The 21,063-nt window shown below is 44.3% G+C and carries 14 protein-coding genes; 2 read left to right on the top strand and 12 right to left on the bottom strand.

The genetic code is table 11. The features are described 5' to 3' along the window. Positions 1 to 18 precede the first annotated feature (18 nt). The 12 genes from AHMF7616_RS02670 to AHMF7616_RS27670 all read right to left on the bottom strand — a co-directional run bounded on the left by AHMF7616_RS02670 (position 19) and on the right by AHMF7616_RS27670 (position 18,220). The gene (locus AHMF7616_RS02670; protein WP_115371478.1) at positions 19 to 1,632 is read right to left on the bottom strand and encodes a family 43 glycosylhydrolase; all 1,614 of its coding nucleotides are present in this window, start codon (positions 1,630 to 1,632) and stop codon (positions 19 to 21) included. A 156-nt stretch (positions 1,633 to 1,788) separates the two neighbouring features. Continuing rightward, the gene (locus tag AHMF7616_RS02665) at positions 1,789 to 2,805 is read right to left on the bottom strand and encodes a glycoside hydrolase family 43 protein (protein ID WP_115371477.1); all 1,017 of its coding nucleotides are present in this window, start codon (positions 2,803 to 2,805) and stop codon (positions 1,789 to 1,791) included. A 61-nt stretch (positions 2,806 to 2,866) separates the two neighbouring features. After that, positions 2,867 to 3,283, bottom strand: coding sequence for a hypothetical protein (locus AHMF7616_RS02660; RefSeq protein WP_115371476.1), 417 nt, complete (start codon positions 3,281 to 3,283; stop codon positions 2,867 to 2,869). Positions 3,284 to 3,297: 14 nt separating this feature from the next. Next, on the bottom strand, positions 3,298 to 4,614 hold the full coding sequence (locus tag AHMF7616_RS02655) for a gluconate:H+ symporter (RefSeq protein ID WP_115371475.1): 1,317 nt from the start codon (positions 4,612 to 4,614) through the stop codon (positions 3,298 to 3,300). A 309-nt stretch (positions 4,615 to 4,923) separates the two neighbouring features. After that, positions 4,924 to 6,639 carry an IlvD/Edd family dehydratase gene (locus tag AHMF7616_RS02650; RefSeq protein ID WP_115371474.1) on the bottom strand — a complete coding sequence of 572 codons (1,716 nt, stop codon included), beginning with the start codon at positions 6,637 to 6,639 and terminating at the stop codon, positions 4,924 to 4,926. Positions 6,640 to 6,998: 359 nt separating this feature from the next. Continuing rightward, a complete protein-coding gene (locus AHMF7616_RS02645; protein WP_199474063.1) occupies positions 6,999 to 9,467 on the bottom strand; it encodes a glutaminase family protein in 2,469 nt (822 codons plus the stop codon). A 226-nt stretch (positions 9,468 to 9,693) separates the two neighbouring features. Next, entirely contained in the window at positions 9,694 to 10,341 is a 648-nt protein-coding gene (locus tag AHMF7616_RS02640) for a hypothetical protein (protein WP_115371472.1), read from the bottom strand. Between the two features lie 162 nt (positions 10,342 to 10,503). Further along, positions 10,504 to 12,354: a glycoside hydrolase family 2 protein gene (locus AHMF7616_RS02635; protein WP_115371471.1), complete on the bottom strand. Its 1,851-nt coding sequence runs from the start codon at positions 12,352 to 12,354 to the stop codon at positions 10,504 to 10,506. A 267-nt stretch (positions 12,355 to 12,621) separates the two neighbouring features. Then, positions 12,622 to 13,302, bottom strand: coding sequence for a DUF3823 domain-containing protein (locus AHMF7616_RS02630; protein ID WP_115371470.1), 681 nt, complete (start codon positions 13,300 to 13,302; stop codon positions 12,622 to 12,624). Between the two features lie 9 nt (positions 13,303 to 13,311). Next, positions 13,312 to 15,156 carry a RagB/SusD family nutrient uptake outer membrane protein gene (locus AHMF7616_RS02625; RefSeq protein WP_115371469.1) on the bottom strand — a complete coding sequence of 615 codons (1,845 nt, stop codon included), beginning with the start codon at positions 15,154 to 15,156 and terminating at the stop codon, positions 13,312 to 13,314. 11 nt (positions 15,157 to 15,167) lie between these two features. Next, the gene (locus tag AHMF7616_RS27675) at positions 15,168 to 16,115 is read right to left on the bottom strand and encodes a SusC/RagA family TonB-linked outer membrane protein (RefSeq protein WP_317047579.1); all 948 of its coding nucleotides are present in this window, start codon (positions 16,113 to 16,115) and stop codon (positions 15,168 to 15,170) included. Positions 16,116 to 16,225: 110 nt separating this feature from the next. Then, positions 16,226 to 18,220 (bottom strand): SusC/RagA family TonB-linked outer membrane protein, encoded by a 1,995-nt coding sequence (locus AHMF7616_RS27670; RefSeq protein WP_317047578.1) that lies wholly within the window; start codon positions 18,218 to 18,220, stop codon positions 16,226 to 16,228. An 827-nt stretch (positions 18,221 to 19,047) separates the two neighbouring features. Here AHMF7616_RS27670 and AHMF7616_RS02615 point away from each other — a divergent pair. Both AHMF7616_RS02615 and AHMF7616_RS02610 read left to right on the top strand, forming a co-directional pair. Next, complete coding sequence (locus AHMF7616_RS02615) at positions 19,048 to 19,920, top strand: AraC family transcriptional regulator (protein ID WP_115371468.1); 873 nt, start codon at positions 19,048 to 19,050, stop codon at positions 19,918 to 19,920. Between the two features lie 461 nt (positions 19,921 to 20,381). Continuing rightward, entirely contained in the window at positions 20,382 to 21,017 is a 636-nt protein-coding gene (locus AHMF7616_RS02610; protein WP_115371467.1) for an OmpA family protein, read from the top strand. Positions 21,018 to 21,063: the final 46 nt, after the last annotated feature.

The raw sequence follows: 21,063 nt of genomic DNA, 5'->3' as shown, positions 1-21,063 counted from the left end.
TTGGTAGCAACTATTTGATTAATCCAGATTTTCTACTTTAAACCAGTCGAAAGTAGCCGTGGTGTTAGTTGGGCCTTTGGCGAATAGTCCGGTACGCACGCCCCGGTCCCAGGGCGGCAAGTAGGCCGCATCAATGGCTTGGCCTTTGTTGAACTGGTTCCAGGCCGTGCCGTTGGTGCTCCAGGCAAATTCTAATTGGTCGCCTTTCCGAGCGGTTAGTTTTAATTGTACTGTGTTTTCGGCAGGAGCCTTTATTTTATCCAGTGTGGTTAATTTATTGTCTTTCACGGACCAAAGGATCAGATCGCCTTTGCTGACGCTTACCCCAACGGCGTTGCTGTTATCGCCTACGGCGGCCAGGCCGGCGGTAGCACCATTGGTGAGGCTGCTTTTATCCAGCAAAGTGGTAGTGGCATAATCGCCGGTTAAAGTGCGTTGAGCCAATACGGTACCCAGAGCAGCCGGCGAAGCTTTTACCAGCAGTTGGCCGTTTGCTTCCGGTTTTAACTGGTATGCTGGTTTTTGATTAACCGGCCATTGCCAGCTTTCGGACAAAGCTTTTTGGTTAAACTCATCGTTTAGGTTGTAAATATCGGGCGCATTCTGGTTTAAAGGGGCAGCAGCGGCGGTACTGGGTGCATTTTTGGCAAATTGCGGCCAACCATCTTTGTTCCAGGTAATTTCGTCGAGTAGGCCCTGCCGGCCCGGATACACAAAATCATCCTTTTTATAAGCGTGATACAGGTAAAAGTCCCGCCCTTGCGCATCCGAAACCACCGAGCCGTGACCGGCACACTTCCAGTTGTCGCTTTGCTTTAAAATAGGATTAGCGGCGTATTTTTCCCAAGGTCCGCGTAACGTTTTGGAGCGGGCTACTCCTACCCCGTAGGTACAGCCCCGGCCGCAACAAGCATCGCCGGAATAGAAAGTATAGAAATAACCGTTTTGCTTTAATATAAAAGGCCCTTCTACCAGGCCGCCTTCCCAGGTTTTCGGGTCGTTGCGGAACAGTTCAAATTTTTCACCAACTAAGGCGGTACGATCTTCTTTTAATTTTTGCCCCCAAATGGGAGTAGGTAACTTTTGGCTGTTGCCGTCTTCTTTCCAGACCATGTATAACTCGCCTTTTTCGTCGCGAATCGGGAAAGCATCAATGGAGCCTACTTCCTGGCAAACCAACGGACCAAGATCGGTATAAGGGCCGGTGGGCTGGGTGGCGCTGGCAACTCCCACACATAAATTACCGCCTTTTTTCTGAGCGGTGTAGTAAATATAATACTTACCGTTATCGTAAGTAATTTCGGGAGCCCAAAAATGAGCATCGGCCCAGGCAGGTCCTTTTTCCGGAAAAACATGCCCTACTGTTTCCCAGTCCACCAGATTTTTAGAATGCAGAATGGGGTACAAAGGCGCCCACTCCGACGAAGTAGCCGTGGCCCAATAATCGTCGCCTACCCGCACCACCGATGGATCGGCGTAATCGCCGGGTAAAACCGGATTGTTGTAAGTAACGGCTGTGCTTTTAGCAGATGAATTGGTAGTATTGGTTTGTCCGGAAGTAGCTTCCTTGGTTTGGTTGGTATTACAGGAAAAAACACCTAAACTGAAAAGTACAAGCAAAATGTTTCTCATGATTTTTTAAATTTTTTCGTAATTCAAGCAGCAAGACGGCCACTTACAGATTATACTACCTTCCTTTTGCTCCAAAAATTTTCAAACGATCAAACTTCCGGACTACTACCTGGTCAACAAACCAAGGTTTGTTAAAACTGTTTTATCAAAAACCGGTTACTTCAAAGGCCTGCTGGCTACTCCATCAAACGTAATTTTAACCGGTTTAATCAGGCCTTTTTCATCAAAGTACATCCGGTCGATGCAGGTTACGCGGTGGTTGCCATCGGTTTCGTCCAGCGGGCGGCGGTGATACACCATGTACCATTCGTCTTTGCCGGGAACCTGAATAACCGAGTGGTGCCCGGCGCCAGTAGCTACTTTGGGGTCTTGCTGCAACACGGTACCAATCCGTTGAAAAGGGCCAAAGGGCGAATCGCTAACGGCGTAGGCTACCCGATAATCCGGGCCGGTCCAGCCACCTTCCGACCACATGAAGTAATATTTACCGTTGCGGATAAACATGAATGGACCTTCCACGTAGCCTTTGGGCGTAATTTCTTTAAAAGTAACGCCGTCCGAAAACGGGGTAAATCCAGTAAAATCACTTTTTAACTTGGCAATGTTGCAGCGGCCCCATCCCCCGTAGATCATGTAATACTGGCCATCTTTATCTTTAAACACAAACTGGTCGATGGGTTGCGCTTTGTTGTGGATTTTGCCAATTAAGGGTTTACCCAGTAAATCCTTAAAAGGTCCGGCTGGGTTATCGGCTACCGCTACACCAATACCCCCTACTTCCTTGGCATCGTCGTGAATATCGTTACCCCCAAAAAACAAGTAATACTTATTACCTTTTTGAATAACGGCCGGCGCCCACATCGCTTTTTTCACCCACTTTACCGATGCCGTATCGATAATGCGGCTGTGTTTGGTCCAGGTTACTAAATCCGGCGACGAAAAAGCATCGAGGTGCACTTGCCGTTCGTACGGAGCTGAATAAGTAGGATACACCCAGTACTTATTTTTAAAAATAATGCCTTCCGGATCGGCGTACCAGCCCGGGAAAATAGGGTTACCTGATGTTTTTTTGCTTAATGGAGATTTTACCGTTTGCTGCGAAAGTACGGGGAACGCTGAGTAAAGAAAAATGCAGCAGGCAAATAAAGATTCTTTAAATTTTAAAAAATTCATAATTAACTATTAATTATTTATTTATTGGACTTAATCAAATTGAATCAGGCACAATTAATCTTTATTTAACTTTAATTAATTTACCTGTATTTATGGTTATATGTAAATTAGAATAATAAGTGAGTCTAAAATTTAAAGTATCCTTCTCAGATTCTTTAAATTCAATAACAACATCTCCAAAAGATTTATTAAATGAACTATCTAAATAATTTTTTGATGGATAATCCTTAGCATCAATTAAATAAGTCACTGGTGAGTTTTTATCAACTTGTGTAACTCGAACAATCTTCCCATTAATCTTTTTGCCATTGTTTACTTCCTTCGTGTATGTGCTTCCACGGAAAGTTATAATATAATTTTGACTGATCTTGTTCCTGTTTTTCTTATCGAGTATAACCGTATAATCTCCACTAATTTTAAAATTATTGTATTGATATAATGGATAAAATAGTATAAAAGCTATAATAATAAGCTTCATAATTCAGAAACCTATTACTGAATAAAATAGTCAATTACCATCACGCCCATAATACCCACGATAGAAACCAACGTTTCCATCAGGGACCAGGACCGGATGGTTTGCTTAATGGATAGATTAAAATATTCTTTAAAAAGCCAGAAACCAGCATCGTTCACGTGCGAAAACATGAGACTACCGGCGCCAATAGCCAAAACCATTAGATTAGGATCTACAGATATTTGTTTCATGAGCGGCGAGATAATACCGGCAGTAGTTAAACCGGCCACCGTGGCCGATCCCAGACAAACCCGGATAATAGCGGCAATCAGCCAGCCTAATAGTAAAGGATGCAAGGTCCAGCCTTGCAATACCGAAGCAATTTCGGCGCTGACGCCGCTGTCCAGTAAAACTTGTTTTAAAATACCGGCCCCGCTCACGATTAGTAAGATCATAGCTACGTCTTTCACGGCATCGCCGTAAACGCCCATGATGGAAGCCATGCTGCGGCCCTGGTTCAGACCTAAGGTAACGGTAGCTAGAATTACGGCCAGCAACATCACGATATTGGGTTCGCCCACAAATTTCAGGGTTTGACTCAGAAGGCTATCTTTCGGCACGAAAACCAAAAACAAGGTGGTAAACATGAGCATGAATACCGGAAATAACGACGACAACAAGCTATTGGTAACACCCGGCAGTTTCTCGGCGGGAATGTTCTGCACCACGAAACCTTCCAGGGGTTTGGATACCATATTTTTTAAAGTTTTCGCGAATAGTGGTCCCGCCACAATAATGGCTGGTACCGATACCATTAATCCGTACACCAAAGTCCAGCCCATGTCGGCTTTAAATTGCGTTACTAAGGCTGCGGGCGAAGGGTGCGGCGGCAAAAACCCGTGCGTTACCGATAAGGCCGACAACATGGGCACGCCAATGTACACCGAAGGCAGTTTGTAGGTATAAGCCACCGAAAAGATTAACGGAATCATGAGCACAAAGCCCACGTTGTAAAACAACGGAATACCCACTACCAACCCCGTAATCATTAAAGCCCAGTGAATGTATTTCTCCCCAAACGCCGACATCATGGCGTTGGCAATGCGTTGGGCGGCTCCACTTTCGGCCACTAACTTACCCAGCATGGCCCCTAACACCACCACAATTACCAACGAACCCAAAGTGTCGCCAATCCCTTTCTGCACCGACGCATTAATAGCCGATAAAGGAATACCTAAACCCAAACCCGTAAAAATAGAAACGATTAAAAAGGCCAGAAAGGCATTTACTTTACCCCAGGTAATTAATAAAATAAGCGAAATAATGCAGAGAAGAACAACGAGTATCGTCATTGGGTTGGAGGGTTGGAAAGTTGAAAAGTTGTAAGGTTGAAAGGTTAGTAAGTTGAAAGGTTAGTAAGTTGAAAGGTTAGAAAGTTGAAAGTTTTAAGGCTGGAAGGTTGAATAATTATTTTTCAATTAAAATAACGAGTTGCCGGATACCCTACTCCCCTAAAATTTTAAAATCCCAGCGCTAAAATAAGGCAGGTTGTCATTTTAAGTTGTCTTAGCCTTTCAGGCTCCTACCTTGTACCCTACCTACACTCATTCTTCCCACCTTACAACTTTTAAACCTTCTAACTTACCAACCTTCCAACTAAATTAATGCGAATCGCGGCTGACTTTATCGCCGGAGCCACCTACCAGAAAATCCAGGTCGGCGCCTTTATCGGCTTGCTGCACGTGTTTTATGTACATATTCACGTAGCCGCGGTCGGCTACCGGCGCCGGTCTTTGCCAGTTTTGCTTCCGTCGGGCAATTTCTTCTTCCGATACATCCAGGTGCAAACGGCGGTTGGGTACGTCGAGCTCAATAAAGTCCCCGTTTTGCACCACGGCCAACGTTCCGCCAATGGCGGCTTCCGGCGAAACGTGCAGCACTACCGTACCATAAGCCGTACCGCTCATGCGGCCATCCGAAATCCGCACCATATCTACCACGCCTTTTTCCAGAACTTTTTTCGGTAAGGTCATATTACCCACTTCGGGCATGCCGGGGTAGCCTACTGGTCCTACATTTTTTAAAACCATAATACAAGTTTCATCAATGTCTAAATCCGGATCATCCACGAGGGCATGGTAATCTTCGATGGTTTCGAAAACCACAGCCCGGCCACGGTGCACCATCAGCTCGGGCGATGCGGCCGAAGGTTTAATTACCGCACCATTCTCGGCCAGATTACCTTTTAACACTGCAATACCGCCTTCTTTAATCAGGGGGTTGGAAATGGGGGCAATTACTTCCGGGTTATACGATTTTATTTTACCCACAATATTTTCGGCGTGGCCTTTGCCCGTTACGGTAGTGGTATGCATGTGCAGGTGTTCCCGCAATTCGTTTAATATAACCGGCAAACCGCCCGCGTAGAAAAAGTCTTCCATCAGGTATTTACCGGAAGGCATTAGATTTAAAAGTAGCGGAATTTTACTGCCCAAATCATCGTAATCTTCCAAGTTTAACTCTACCCCGATGCGGCCCGCAATAGCCGTTAGGTGAATGATTAAATTGGTAGATCCGCCAACGGCCGCGTTTACTTTAATGGCATTCTCGAAAGCTTCGCGGGTTAAAACTTTAGAAATCCGCAAATCTTCTTTTACCATTTCCACAATCCGGCGACCGGACAAATGCGCCAATACTTTTTTCCGCGAGTCAACGGCCGGAATAGCCGCCGCTCCCGGTAAGGTCAATCCCAACGATTCAACCATACAGGCCATCGTGGAAGCCGTACCCATGGTCATGCAGTGGCCGGCACTCCGCGACATGCAGCTTTCGGCGAACATGTAATCTTCCTGCAGCATTTTGCCGGTTTTCACGTCGGCGGCAAATTTCCAGACGTGCGTACCCGAGCCAATGTCCTGGCCTTGAAATTTACCGTTCAGCATTGGTCCGCCGGGCACCACAATGGTAGGCAAATCTACACTGGCAGCGCCCATTACCGTGGACGGCGTGGTTTTATCGCAACCGGTTAAAAGTACTACCCCGTCAATCGGATTACCCCGGATCGATTCCTCGGCATCCATACTGGCTAAGTTTCGGAACAGCATCGCCGTTGGTTTCAACAAAGTTTCGCCTAACGACATAATCGGGAACTCCAACGGGAAACCACCGGCTTCGTACACGCCGCGTTTTACCACTTCGGCAATATCGCGCAAATGCGCATTGCACGGCGTTAACTCCGACCAGGTATTACATATTCCAATCACTGGCCGGCCATCAAACATATCTTCCGGATAGCCCTGGTTTTTCATCCAGCTCCGGTAAATAAATCCCATTTTGTCGGTTTTGCCAAACCAATCGCTACTTCTGAATTTTGCCATATAGAGTTACTATTATTAAGAGGGAACCTTTAAGTTGATGATAAATTTTTAAAAAATCCAGTAAAAGATACGGTGGCTTTGCCAATTACGCATTATCAACCGGTTACCTCTAATTTATCGACTTGCTGACCAGCCAGTTCCCTAAACTGAGTTAAAATTTAAAAATACAGCTAAGCCGATTCTTTTTCCGGTGATTTTGCTTTAAAAAGAAAGAGCCAAACTAATACAATTTTTGCAAGTAGCGGTAGGAACGCTCAAAATTAATTAGCCAAAAAACAGCCCGCCAAATCTTACGACTGGGGCGGGCTGTTTTTTTAAATTTTTTAAATCCGGGTTGCTTCCTGGATAGATTATTTTACCTATTTCGGAAGCATTTTGATAAAATACCCTCCTACTACGGAGCGCGCCCGGAAACCGACCGATTTCCCATCGGTAGTTTCGTGCCAATCGCTTACGGGCATGCGGGTAGTGGTTTCGTTTACGTAACGGAATACCGGCTGTACTAACTTCTGGAAATCGGCGGGATTATTGGCCATAGTGGCGGTCCAGATAATCCAATCGCTTTTGGTGTACGTTTTACGGCTGTCGAGCGGTAAACCGTAATTTTGCTGCTTGGTTAAATAATACTTTATTTCTTTTTCTTCTACTTCGTCCGGGAAAATATTTAAACCCAAGAGTTCGTCCCACACCAGATTATACTTCTGGCTCCAGGTATCGGGTTTTTCAAAAACCAGGCTGTAATGGTCGCCGGCATTGGCGAGCTGCATCCACTTTTGGGCCATTTCTTTGGCGGTATTCTGGTAAGCTTCGGCGGTTTTAGCATCGCCTAACTGCCCGGCCAACTGGCCGTAACTGGCTAAACCCAGAATAGCTTTAATAGATAAGTTGGCATTGCGGGCAATGTGGCCGGCAAAATCGTCGGTACATAATTGGTTGGCCGGGTCAAAACCTTCTTTTTTTAAATATTCGGCCCAGGTGGTTAGTACTTGCCAATGTTTTTTGGCGTAGTTGGCGTTTTTTTCGGCTTTGGCAATGGCGGCAGTTAAAATAAGCATGTTGCCGGATTCTTCCACTGGCATGTCTTCGCCGTAGGTTTGGCCATTGGCTATTGGGTAGGTTCCCACATCATGGGCGGCAAAAGGTTTGGTCCATTTACCGCTTTCGGAATAATAGAAAATTGGTTCCATCATGCCTTGCAGCAACACCGGGTTATACAACAAAAACAGCGGTGCCGACGGGTAAGTAATATCTACGGTACCAATAGAACCGTTACTAAAATTTTCTTTAGAGAAAAAGAGCGGCGTGCCATTGGTATTAGCCACTAATTTATGCGCGGCAATGGCTTGGCGGTAGCTTAAGGCACAGAGTTTTGCGTAAGCTTCGCCGCCGGCTTGCGTAGCATCGGCGGATAGACGTTTATCAAAAGCGGCGCATTGCGTTACTAAATCGGCATAATCTTTTTCGGCGGCAGCCAGCATGGTTTCGGCGGTAGCTTTGCCATCGCGGCGCCACCAGGCCGGCAATTTTTTACCAAAAAACTCGACGGCGTAAATATCGTCGTACCCCACCGTTACGTGATTACTTACCGGGGTAGAGCCAACTTTGCCTAAATTTTGAACGGTAGCTAATACTACGGGTTTATCGTTGGCGGAACGAGGTTTGTTGGTATCCAGGGTGGTGGTTAAAACTCCCGACTTGGTGAATGCGGTGCGGGCCGCCGTGCCAATGGTAATGGTGGTGCCGGTTTGGGCAGCTACCGGAGTGGTTACGTACAAATAACCCCAGTCAATGCGCACATCGTCGCCTTTTTTACCCAGAACTTTTTGCTCACTGGTACCTACGCGCAGTACGTTTAAATTATTAGCCGTGGTTTTTTGCCAGGTAACTTTCTGATCGGGTTGGTCTACGGCTAAATCGGCGGATGCATCAAAGTAAACTTTAACGTCGTGGGTTTTACGATCGTTGGCTTGGGCTTGCCAGGTAATGTAAGAAGCCGGCCGCGACAGAATATCGAGTTTGTTTAAAAGCAAAGGAGAGGTAAAAGTTACTTTTAAATCTACTGGCCCCACCGTGAAATCATAAATGCTCTGGGTGGCGTTTACCTGCACCGATTTCTGAGCAGCCTTATCTACCGTAACGGTAACGGGTAACTCTTTTACCAAGCCAAAATCAATTAACGAAGGGCCGGCGGTATTTTTCACGTGCGCCGCTACCAGGTTTCTGCCTTTTTTCAAGGAAGCTTTTACTTCCGGTGTTAAAGAATATTGCTGGTATTTGTTCGTAAAGCAGGCACATTCGTAAGCGGGCAAGCCGTTAATGTATAATTCCACGTTATCGTCGTGAAACATGGTTAAAATTATTTGCTCCGGATTTACGGCGGGCAGGTTTATTTCCCGCCGCAGCCAAACTTCCTCGGTGTTCCAGGAGGTAGTTGGTTTCGGGTTCATGTTATCGGAACCTAAAGAACCTTTACCAGCTTGCCAGGCAGTGGCGCTAAAACCTGGTTTCATCCAGTCATTGCCGGGTTTTTCAAAAGTATAATGCACCGGATAAGCTTCCGAAACGGCCGTAGGTACAATGGTTTGGTAAACCGGTGCTTCCGCCCCTAAGAACTGGTACGTTTTCCCATCCACCCGGATTAATCCGTTTATCGGCTGATTGCGGCCAGTCCAGTGCTTGGTTGGTTCTTCGTTTAACTTGTCCGTGAACGACCAAACGCTGGTATACGGATCAATGGTAATCAAGGGCACCGCCGGCGGACGAACGTCCTGGGCTTGGAGCCCCAGAACTTGCAAGAAGACTATAAAGCTGGCAACTAGTTTTTTCATTATAAAAGGATTACTCTGGAATTTAGATTGAATTTAAAAAGCTTGTAATCATTACTTGAGGGAAGTTAGTTTTAGCAAAAGCGTTCATGTTTAAAATTTAAAAATCTTGCTTCTCGAAAAAGATTCTGGTATCGATATTCCTGCAAATAGAAAAAACCGGCTATTGCATGAGGTGTAGAAGGCCGGCGGCCGTAGCATGGCTTATGCACCTTGTTCTGCCTTGTTTTTATTTTGATACGTGCACTTTGTTGTACTCAAACTTCTTCTCTGATAGCTGCTTGAAATTAAGATTTCTATCAACTGTAAACCTAACCACGAGAGAGTCAACTTCAGCTTCCCAGCCAATAGAGTCATCCCTTATTGTTTCTAACTCCACATGTGTAAAGTAGTACGTTGAATCTGAGTCAAATTTGCCGTAAGCATCATATCCCCAGCCGCCATCACCTCCTGAACCAGCGACAATGCTTTTCCCGACAAGCTTGTCGTTCCTGTCATATGTTAGCAAATGCAAAGTGTTACAACAAGACTCATCCGATTCTAAGATGGTTATTGATTTTCTGGTCGGCGTGTTCTCCTGAATAGAAAAGAAGTAAAAAGTATTATAAGTTTTTTCCGAGTCTAGTGGTGCTTGGAAGTATTTATTTACCTCTTCTTTATTTAGTTCAGTAAGCTTTGATTCTCTGTCTTCCCAATTCCACTCTTTTAAACTAAAGTAGGTTTGCTTTTCTACCTTGAATCTCTGGCTGTCGATAAATTTTGATTGTTCTTCTACTGGATTATCTACTATTTTAATAGCCGCCTCATTTTTGTTTGTGCGATTGCAGCCACAGGATAGAAATATCAACAGTACAAGGTAAAAGGATATGGATTTCATATTTTAAAATATGGCATAACGCAGTTATAAAAGCAGTTTAGCCGATAAATTTTTAAAAAATCCTACGCTGGTAAGGCATAAAGCACCTACCAGCGTAAGAAACAGATTGAATAAACAGCGGCCAATTCACAAAATTTATATTACTAGATGCTGTCATACATTTTATTTTAAACTAACCAAACCCGGATTATACAATTTGGTATGCACTTCTTTTAAGCGGTTCGTAGGCACTTTAATAACTTTGCGGTCGTAAGTCATGAGGCCATTGGTCTCTATTTCTACATCGGTGGTTTGGGTATATATCGCGGCTGATAAGCCGGTTTTAATTAACTCCGACATGGTATCCATAAACTTGGAATAGCGGGCAAATAACTCCTCGGGATTTTTAAAACTCTGGTAGCCCCAGTTATCTTTTTGCTGCCAGGTGTGGCCGGTCAGCGGCAAGCCTAATCCTCCGAACTCCCCCAACACAATAACTTGTTTAGCCCCAAACAAATCCGTCCGAGGCATGGCCGGAGACGGGTAATTGTGCAAATCGATGATATGCCCTACTGGGTGAAAGTTACCGCCGCTGGCGCTGTTTACTAACCGCGAAGGGTCTTTCTGCATGGTCCAGTTGGTAATTTCGGCGGTTTTAAACTGGCCCCAGGCTTCGTTAAACGGCACCCACACCACAATGCTCGGGAAGTTGTGTAAATCCTGCATAATCTCGATCCACTCCTGCCGGTATATTTTCTCCGATTCAGGGGTACGGGTCATGTCGGCGTTCAGCATTTCGAGGGCGGGATTATTTACCCAACGGGCGCCTAAGTCGCCGCTCGGCATATCCTGCCACACCAGCATGCCCATTTTATCGCAGTAGTTATACCAGCGTGCCGGCTCTACTTTTACGTGCTTCCGGATCAGGTTAAAGCCCATGTCTTTAGTCTTCTGAATATCAAAAACCAAAGCTTCGTCGGTGGGAGCGGTATACAAGCCATCGGGCCACCAGCCTTGGTCCAGGGGGCCGTATTGAAATACAAATTTTTTGTTTAGCAGCATGCGCTGGGTACCATTGGCATCGGGCGCCATGCTGATTTTTCGCATGGCAAAATAACTTTTTATTTCGTCTACTACTTTGCCGTTACGCACCACGGCCACCCGTAAATCATACAAAAACGGCGATTCGGGCGTCCATAATTTAGCGTTAGTCACGCTCAGGGCGGCTTCCGCACCACTGGCCACTTCTTGTTCCGCTACTTTCTTTTTACCGTCCCAGGCACTTACCCGAAGTTTGTCGCTGCTTTGCGCATTCTGCACTTGGGCGCTTACGTTCAAGGTTTGCTTATCGATATCGGGAGTTTGTTTCGTAGCGGTAATGTAGGTTTTGGGTACGCCTTCGAGCCACACGGTTTGCCAGATACCGGTTACCGGGGTATACCAGATGCTTTCGGGTTTTTTAACTTGTTTGCCACGCGGTTGGGGGCCATCATCGGTTGGGTCCCAAACCCGCACGGCTATTTCCTGCTGCGTACCCGATTTTAATGCCGAAGTAATATCAAACGAAAACGGATCATAACCACCCTGGTGGGTTCCTACGGATTGGCCGTTTACAAAAACTTCGGTTAACCAATCTACGGCGCCAAAGTGCAGCAATACATTTTGCTTTTTGATTTTAGCCGGAACCATAATGGTTCTGCGGTACCACAAAACACTGTCTTTGCCGACGGTTTTGCCTACCCCGGATAAAGAAGATTCTACGGCAAAAGGTACCAGAATCTTTCCGTTAAAGGTGGTAGGTCGGGTGCTTTCCTGGCTTTTGGGTTGCAGAGCATAGTCCCACAATCCGTTCAGGTTCTGCCAGTTTTCGCGCACCATATGCGGACGCGGGTATTCCGGTAAAGGATTAGCAGGATTAACTTTGGCGGCCCACTCGGTCCGGATCTTATTACCGACTGGTTGCCAGTTGCCTGTTTGGGCCTTACTACTCGGTACCGCAAAAACAAAGACTAAAAACAAAAACCAATATTTCATTTTTTTAAATTTTCAGTTTGAAACATCAAATTAAACAAGCCCACCTGGTCCTTTAGTAATAATTATGGCTGAAGCTAAGGTTAAAATAATTTAAAAGTAAAAAGTGGTAACCAACATAATTATAAACTTGGTTTATTTATTATTCTCAACCAAATTTTTTATAGAATTGCTATTTCCCAAAGCACCATAATTTATTAGGATAGGGATAAAAAAATATTCCGGAATAAGCTTATAAAAACTTATTCCGGAATATTTTTTTTAAATTTTTTACTTTAAAGATACTTGCTGCGGCACCGAATACAGCCTTTCGGCAACACCTTCGGTTTTTACGCCAATACGGGCGTAAGTATAGCCCTTGCTTACTAAATTGGCCGGTGCATTTACCGTTAGCGTAATGGGTTGCGATAAATCCGTTATAGCGGTACCCAATACTTCGGCGCCACCGGCATTGTTATTTTGGTCCACAATAGTGGTAGTTCCTAAATACAGGTTTACCCGCTCCAGTTTGCTGCCCGCATTAATCTGTTGCAAATTAATGGTAGCTGTTACCGCATTGCCATTTTTCTGAAAGGTGGAGGTTTTGACAATAAAATGCGGCGTTACCGGCACATCTACTACCGTGGAACCCTTTACCTGCACATTAATAGTATCAGCATTGTCTAACCAAGGACCATTGCCTCTTAAACGAACCAATTTATAATCGCCGTCGAACAAGGATGCAGAAAAAGTGCCATCCCAGGCTACATATACCGGTATTTTGGTAAACAAATTGTAACCGGGCTGCCATAATTCCAGTTGCACCCCGTTCGATCTGACGCCAATGGGTTGGCCTTCGTACACCACCCGCCCCGATAAAGTGGAGGATGGCGGGTCGTAGTTGTCTTTTTGGCAACCGGTAACCAAAGTAATCACAGCAAGGGTTATAAAAATTAAAAAATTACTTTTCATGTTGCTAAATTAATGGAATGGATTTCTGATGATTTTCGGATTATTGTTTAACACTCCTTGGTCGATGGAAGAATAATAGTTGCCCATCTGAAAGTTACGCGGTGCCCGGAACCGGGGAGCCCGAAGTTTATCGAACACGTACTTATTATGCGTGGGGTGCCCCGGCCGAACTACCCGGTAAGGGTATAAAGCATAGAGCACTGCATCCGGACTAGCCTCACTGCCATTCCAGACTTCGTGGGCAATGCGCCACCGTTTTAAATCCCATACCCGGTGGTCTTCAAAGGCAAACTCTGCCCGTCGCTCGTTCTGGAGTCTTCCTAAGGTTAGCTCGGTTAAGCTATTAGAGCCAAAGCCGGCTCTTTCTCTTACCTGGTTCACGTAGCCCAATGCTTCGGGTAATAAATCTAATTCTAAAGCTGCTTCGCTAGCATTCAGTAACACTTCGGCGTACCGGAACCGGACCCACCACATATCACTCCGGATTCCGCGGGTACTGGCACCCGGGGCCGGATCAATGTATTTGCGCAGGTAAAAACCGGTATTAGACACTTCGGTTTGCGAACGCTGCGGACCGGAAGCCCCGGTCAGTAAACCACCATCGGTGTATCTGGAACCTAATACATCGGATTCTACGGTTTGGTAGTCGCTGCCATTCCAGACTTTTACGCCGGCTTGTACCTGCACCTCCAGCCCCCGGAAGGAAGTACCGGGGTAAATAACGGTACCGTATAGACGGGCATCTTTATTGGCGAAAACATCCTGTAAATTATCATAATAAATATAATCGCTGTTGTTGACCGTGCGGAGCTTTAACTCTCCCGAAGTACCATCCAGGTATTCGTAATCTTCTACCAAGTTTAAAACCGGGGTAATAATGGAAGATGATAAATTATCCTCGCGAATGTTCCGGGCAATGTTATCGTAAGTAAAGCCGTGGCGCTTGTCTTTGGATACTAAAAAGTCTTGTGCCAGAATTACTTCATTGTTGTTGGCCTTGCGCGATACTGCTTCGTAGAAATTTTCGCCCAGGTTAGGATTGCCCGTATGTAGCTGATACGTATTGCTGGTGATAATTTCGCGGGAGGCTTCCAAGGCTTTGGTGTAATACTCCGTAGCTCTATCGGCCGGAATACCTACTTCACCTCCCGGGGTAGCAATCGGAGCGGGTAACCGGCTGTTGTATTTAGCAATGGAACCGGCGTACAGCATAGCCCGGCTTTTTAAAGCAAGGGCGGTAAATTTATTCGCCCGGGTATTACTGCCCGTGTTACCCAGCTGGTCTTTAATCGCATCGAGTTCGCTGGCAATAAAGTCATACACTTCAGCTTCTTTCGCCCGGGGCTGTTGTAACGCCGAAGCATCGCCGCTAAAATCGTAAATGAGTTGGGTAGTAACGAGCGGTACGCCGCCCATTCTTTTCACCAGTTCAAAATACTGATATGCTCGTAAGAACCGGAGTTCGGCGGCAAACTGGGTTTTCTCGGCTGGTGTAAGCGTTGTACCAAACTTTTCCATGCTTTCCAGCGATAAGTTGATATCCCGGATTAAAGCGTAATCCCATAAACGCCAGCGGTCAAAACCGTAAGCAAAGATATTATTGGAACCCTCGCCATTACCCGACCACATGGCTTCATCGTAAGCCGCAAAGTTTTCCCAACCGGCATTTATTTGCGAGTGCGCAGGCAAACGATTGTAAAAATTAGCCAGTAAGCTGGTAATCATTTTGGGATCGTTCCAGACCTGTTCTTCCAGAATTACGTTAGGCGCTTCTCTCTCCAGCCAATCGTCCTGACAAGCCGACAGAGGCAGTAAAGAGGCACCAAAAATTAAAAATTTATAAATACTTTTCATGTATTCGTGAATTAAAGACCTAAAACAAAACCCAAATTAAATGAGCGTTGCTGCGGATATACCAAGCCGTTGGCCGAAGAGATTTCCGGATCTACCCCAAACTCTTTGGTGTTATCAATCGAGAAAAGATTAGAGGCATTGGCATACACCCGCAGGTTAGAAATACCTACTTTGTTAATTACTTTTTGGGGCACAGTATACCCTAATTCCAGGTTTCGCAGGCGGATGTATCGCACGTTGGTCACCCAGTAATCACTCCGTTGAAAGTTGGCATGGCCGGCATTGTCTTTGCGGATGGCCGGATACTTACCAGGTACCCACGGGCTATCGTTGTTAAACGGATCGGCCCGGTGCCAACGGTCTTCGAACATATAATCCGGCGAAGTACCATTGTTCTGGAAAGGGTACCGTAACTCCCAATCGCGCAGGAAAGATTGCATACTTGCTCCCGAAAAATCGACGAACAAACTAAATCCTTTATAAGCGAAACTGGTATTAATACCGTAGCTAAAATAAGGGTTGGCTCCTTCGGCGTAACCAATTGGCCTTTGGTCTAAGTCGTTAATTACTTTATCGCCGTTTACATCTTTAAATATTAAATCACCGGGCAATTGGGTACGGTTTCCCTGACCATCGTTATCCACCGCATAACTGTCAATTTCTTCCTGCGATTGGAACTGACCAGCTACCTGGTAACCCCAGTTGATATTGGCCCAACGATCAGTAAATGAATTGCGGTATTCGTTCCAGGAATTCCCGAACCGGGGTTTATATTGTTCCAGGTCTCTCCTTCTCGAAACTGTACCATTCACCCCTAGAGTATAGCTCAGTTCTCCTGCCTTACCCCTGTAGTTTATCACGCCCTCCATTCCCCGATGGGCATCGGAATTTAAATTAGCCAATGGAAGGGTATAGCCTACCTCACTGGGTAGCAACACATCGTATTTAGAAGCAGGCATGCCGCTCCGCTTACGTTCAAATACATCAAACTGACCACTAATCTTATTGTCGAGAACCGCAAAATCCAGACCTATGTTGGTTGAGGTATTTTCGACCCACGAAAGGGTTGTTATTGGTAATCCTCTGGGCTGCAGGCCCGTACCAGGTTCCCATTAAATACGGCGTTACCGCTGGCCCAATTATAACCCGATAAGTAACTAAAAGGGTTAACTACCCACAAGGTATTGGCCGGATTGCCGGGATCCTGATACCGGTCGCTACCGGTTTTACCGTAAGAAGCCCGCAGTTTTAAATCATTTAAAAACGAAACGCGATCTTTTAAGAAATTCTCTTCCGAAAGTTTCCAGCCCACGGATATTCCCGGAAATAAGCCCCATCGGCTATCTTTTCTAAACACGAAAGATCCATCGTAGCGGCCCAGTACTTCGAGTAAATACTTTTCTTTAAAGTTATAATATAAACGGGCAATGTAACCCGCCCGGGCTTCTACGTTCCACTCGTCCAACAGAAAATCCTGATTAGCAAAATACTGGATAGGGATGTAATTATTGGGTGGTACGGTATGCACGATCATGTATTTATTGTCTACATCCGACCGTTCGTAAGCCGCTACCGCCGATACACCGTGGCTACCGAATTGCTTGTTCCAGTTTAACTGAACCTGGGCAAACCGGTCGATTACATTGCGTTTGCGCCGCTCCCGCCACGGATTTTGATTTCCACCGCCGGGTACTTTATTATAGGTATCGGTAGCTGCGTCGTAAGTATAGGCATCGTAGGTGTACTCAAAACCATCAAAATCAAAATTGGTAAAATTGTAAGAATAGGTGGCCTTGGCAGTTAAACCAAAATTAAAATCGTACTGCGCGTACACGTTGCCTTTGATACCGCGCCAGATTTCATCTATTGGTCCGGTAATATCTTCGTCGTAGGTAGCCGGGTTTACGTTTACGTTGTGCGTCTGATTGATGTATTTCGGGTTGTCGTTCGCATAAGGTCTTTCGGTGGGCCACATGGTAAAAATACTCAGAAAAGGATTAAAATAATCGTCCAGCCCCGGTAAACCAGCCTGGTGGCGTTTCTCAATTCGTCCGCTGATTTGCGTACCCACCCGTAAACCTTTGGCAATACCCGCATCTAAATTAGCCTGGATGTTCGTCCGATCGAATCGAAAGTCTTTGATTAACGCCTCCTGGTTCAGGTGGGTAACCGATAAGTAATAATTCATGGTTTCGGAACCGCCGGAAGCACTCCCGTTTAAAAAGTATTGCGGCACGTTGGGGCGCATGATAAAATCATAATAATCGGTACTTTGATAACCTTTTTCGGTACCGATGCGCCATTTTTCCAGTTCTTCCGGCGTGATGTTGGAGGTTTCACCGCGGTTCTGCGCCGACTCCACTAAGGCCCGCTGGTGTTGGTACGCATTGGCCGGTTGGGGAAAGCGGGTAAAATTTTGCAAGCCGTAATAACCCGATAAGTTAATTTTAGTTTTTTCGCCGGCCTTGCCTTTTTTAGTGGTAACCAATATTACTCCATTAGCCGCCCGTAAACCGTAAATGGCCGCCGAAGCATCTTTTAAAATGGAAATATTTTCAATATCATTAATTCCCAGGTTATTAAACTGACCCGCATCGGAAGGCACCCCATCAATGACATACAATGGGTCACCTAAATTTCGGATTTGAATATTGGTAGTACCACCGGGCCGGGCATCGGTTTGGCGGCTGGTAATGCCCTGCACTTTACCCACCAAAGCGCCCGAAGTAGTTACGGCCGGAGTACGGGTAATATCATTGGCTTGTATTTGACTTACAGCTCCGGTAACCGTTCCCCGGGATTGTGTTCCATATCCCACAACCACTACTTCTTCTAAGGCCTTGGTATCTGGGGCCAGGGCTACGTTGATAGCAGAGCGATTATTTATTGGCACTTCTTGCGTAAGATAACCTACAAAAGAAACCACCAACGTACCGCTGCCATTAGGTACATTCAACGAATAATTACCATCCGGATCTGTTGTTGTACCATTGGATGTTCCTTTTAACAATACCGTTACTCCAGGTAAACCTTCTTCTTTTTCTCCGGTTACTTTTCCAGTCACCGTAGTTTGCTGTGCAAAACTAGGTTTACTGATGAACCCCGACATAACAAGCAGCAAACTGGCATAAAGGAGTTTTCTTTTTAGAAGCCTCAGATGGAACCAAGCTCCGGGAGGAGGTAGAATTTTCTGTACGAAGTGTTTCATAATAAAAAAATTAAAGGGTGAATTAATAATAGCAACGAGTAAATGTAAATCCGACACTAGTAAGTTTTAATTAAGTGTAAACTATACATTTTTAAATTTTAGCATGCTTTTAAGGCCATTTAGTTTAAAATGGCTGTATTATTTGCATATAATTGCTTAAGATATTTTTATTTCTAAATCACTTTTGAGAAAGACTTACAAGCAATAAAGCAGTAGAAAATAAAAAAAATTTGCTCGATATAATTAACAGCACCCGTCAACAACTTAAATTATCCTCCATCTGAGCTTTTAAAATCAACTTTCTCTCTTTGTTTAATCAGTTAACTATTATTCATTGTCACTGATTTTTTCACCACGTTATTATCTTGTTATAAATATTTTCTACTAGTATAAGATTAGTAGAAGTTGAGATTGTGCATCTTAAAAATAGCTTGCAGCAAACTGCGCAGTTCTACCAGTATTATGGTTGTTTTATATTTTCTTATTTACAAGACAACTTTCTAATAATTGCCATCCAGAAATTAATAGAATAAAGGTTTCAAATTACCCTCCAATAAATACTAGAGCGTTTTACAATGTTCCTTATTTATTTTTTAAGAATCTTTCTGTTTTTCACCAAATACTGACTGTATTTTAGCATTAATTAAATTTTAAATATAGTTATAAGATATATAAGTATTACTATGAAATCTGCTATTCGCAAATCTGAAATTCGAGAGTCGAAAGCTTTTGTAATAAATTATTTAGACGATCCTTTTTTTGATACTAATTGGCATTTTCATTCCGAATACCAATTGTTCGTTGTTTTAGAAGGCCGGGGTACGCGGTTTATTGGCGATAATATTGCGCATTTTCAGGAAGGTGAAGTGGTATTTATCGCTCCTAATATGCCCCATTTGTGGCGGAATGATGACGCTTTTTTTAATAAAAACAGTCAATTACGTGCACAAGGCATAGTAATCTACTTCCCTAACAATTTATTTGGAGATTGCCTGCTAAACAAAGACGAAATGTTAGGCATTAAGCAGCTACTCGAGAGATCAAATCGCGGAATTGAATTCCAGGGCCAAACCGGAAAAAAAATAGCCAACATGATGAAAGACTTGTTGTACCTGCCGGGCCTGGAAGGGATTATTCAACTACTGTCCATTTTAAATGTATTGTCCGAGTCCACGGAATACCAATATATATCTAGTCTAGGTTATACCAATAATGTTAAAGAAGGAGAAAAAGATCGCATGAATGAAGTATACACCTTTATTATGCAAAACTACCGGAAGAATATTTTACTGGAAGAAGTTGCCGAAATCGCCAGTATGTCCCCCACTTCTTTCAGCCGATTTTTTAAAGTCAGGACTAACAAATCTTTTACTTCCTTTTTAACAGAACTAAGGATAGGTTATGCCTGCAAACTTTTGTTGGAAGATGATAATACCATTGCCCAAATTTGTTATGAAAGTGGTTGTAATACCCTATCTAACTTTAACAAGCAGTTTAAAGAAGTTACTCATAAAACACCGTACGCGTATAAAAAAGAATACCTAAAAGCTATCTAGCAGCCTATTTAAATAAAAGGTTTTATCAACAAATTAATATCGGGTAGTTTACTCCTAACACCATTTATTTTAAAACTGGAAGCATGCAGTAATGGCCCGGACTGCTGCCTTATGGTATTATTTTAGTACTAAAATCTAATTTTTAAGCTTTGTTTTAACATGATACCTACTGATTACTGTCCTACCTTATACCCAAGGCAGTGATCATAACACCTATTCAGGTAAATTTTTTAAATTTTTACTCTACCAACCTAAAAAAATTCAAAAAATTAACACTTCGTAATAGTATTATTCAGAGAAGAATAATTTATATATACGAGTACTAAAGTTAACCTTTTATCTAATTAGATGAAAAAATGCAATAATGATAACATATTTTTCTATTAAATCGTACATCACCTCACTTAATAAAAATTACGATTGTTCTACCAACTCTAACTAACTATTAAAAAACTACAATTATGGCCGAATTAAATGTACAACCCAAAAGTAAGCGTCCCTGGTGGCTCTGGCTTCTTTTAGCTCTTCTGGCGCTAGCCCTATTATTTTTCTTGTTGCGTGGTTGCAACCGGGAAGAAGCAACTACCCCAACTAATACTGGCGCCCCCGCTGATTCTACCGCAATGGCTCCTACAGGAAACACGCTAGATTGGGAAGGAATAGATTTTGGAGCTCCTGCTGCAACTTACGAAGAAATTACTGATGCTGGTATTTCCGTACGCGGTAATGATGAATACGCTATCTACTCCGTGGATGAAACTATTTTGTTCGATACTGACAAAAATACCATTAAAGCTAACGCTGCAGATAAGTTAAAGCAAGTTTCTGAATCGATGGGAAAACGTTTTGCAAATGGCCAAGTGCGTATTTACGGACACACCGATGCGCAAGGATCGGCGGGATACAACATGCAATTAGCGGAACAACGGGCTGAAGCCGTTAAGAATTGGCTGACGCAAAATGGTAATATTACCGAAGACCGGATTTCGTTGCATCCCGTAGGCGAGTCGCAGCCGGTAGCTTCTAATGCCAGTGCCGAAGGCCGTCAGCAGAATCGCCGGGTAGAAATTGTAGTTCGGCGTGGAGACCAAGGCTAATTAATTAAAAAATTAATAAACCCAAGTTGGGAAATTACAGTATTAT

Origin of the sequence: Adhaeribacter pallidiroseus (genome assembly GCF_003340495.1) — a bacterium.
Taxonomy (GTDB): domain Bacteria; phylum Bacteroidota; class Bacteroidia; order Cytophagales; family Hymenobacteraceae; genus Adhaeribacter; species Adhaeribacter pallidiroseus.
Note: the sequence above shows the minus strand (reverse complement) of the source record. Positions and strands in the feature narration are given on the sequence as shown.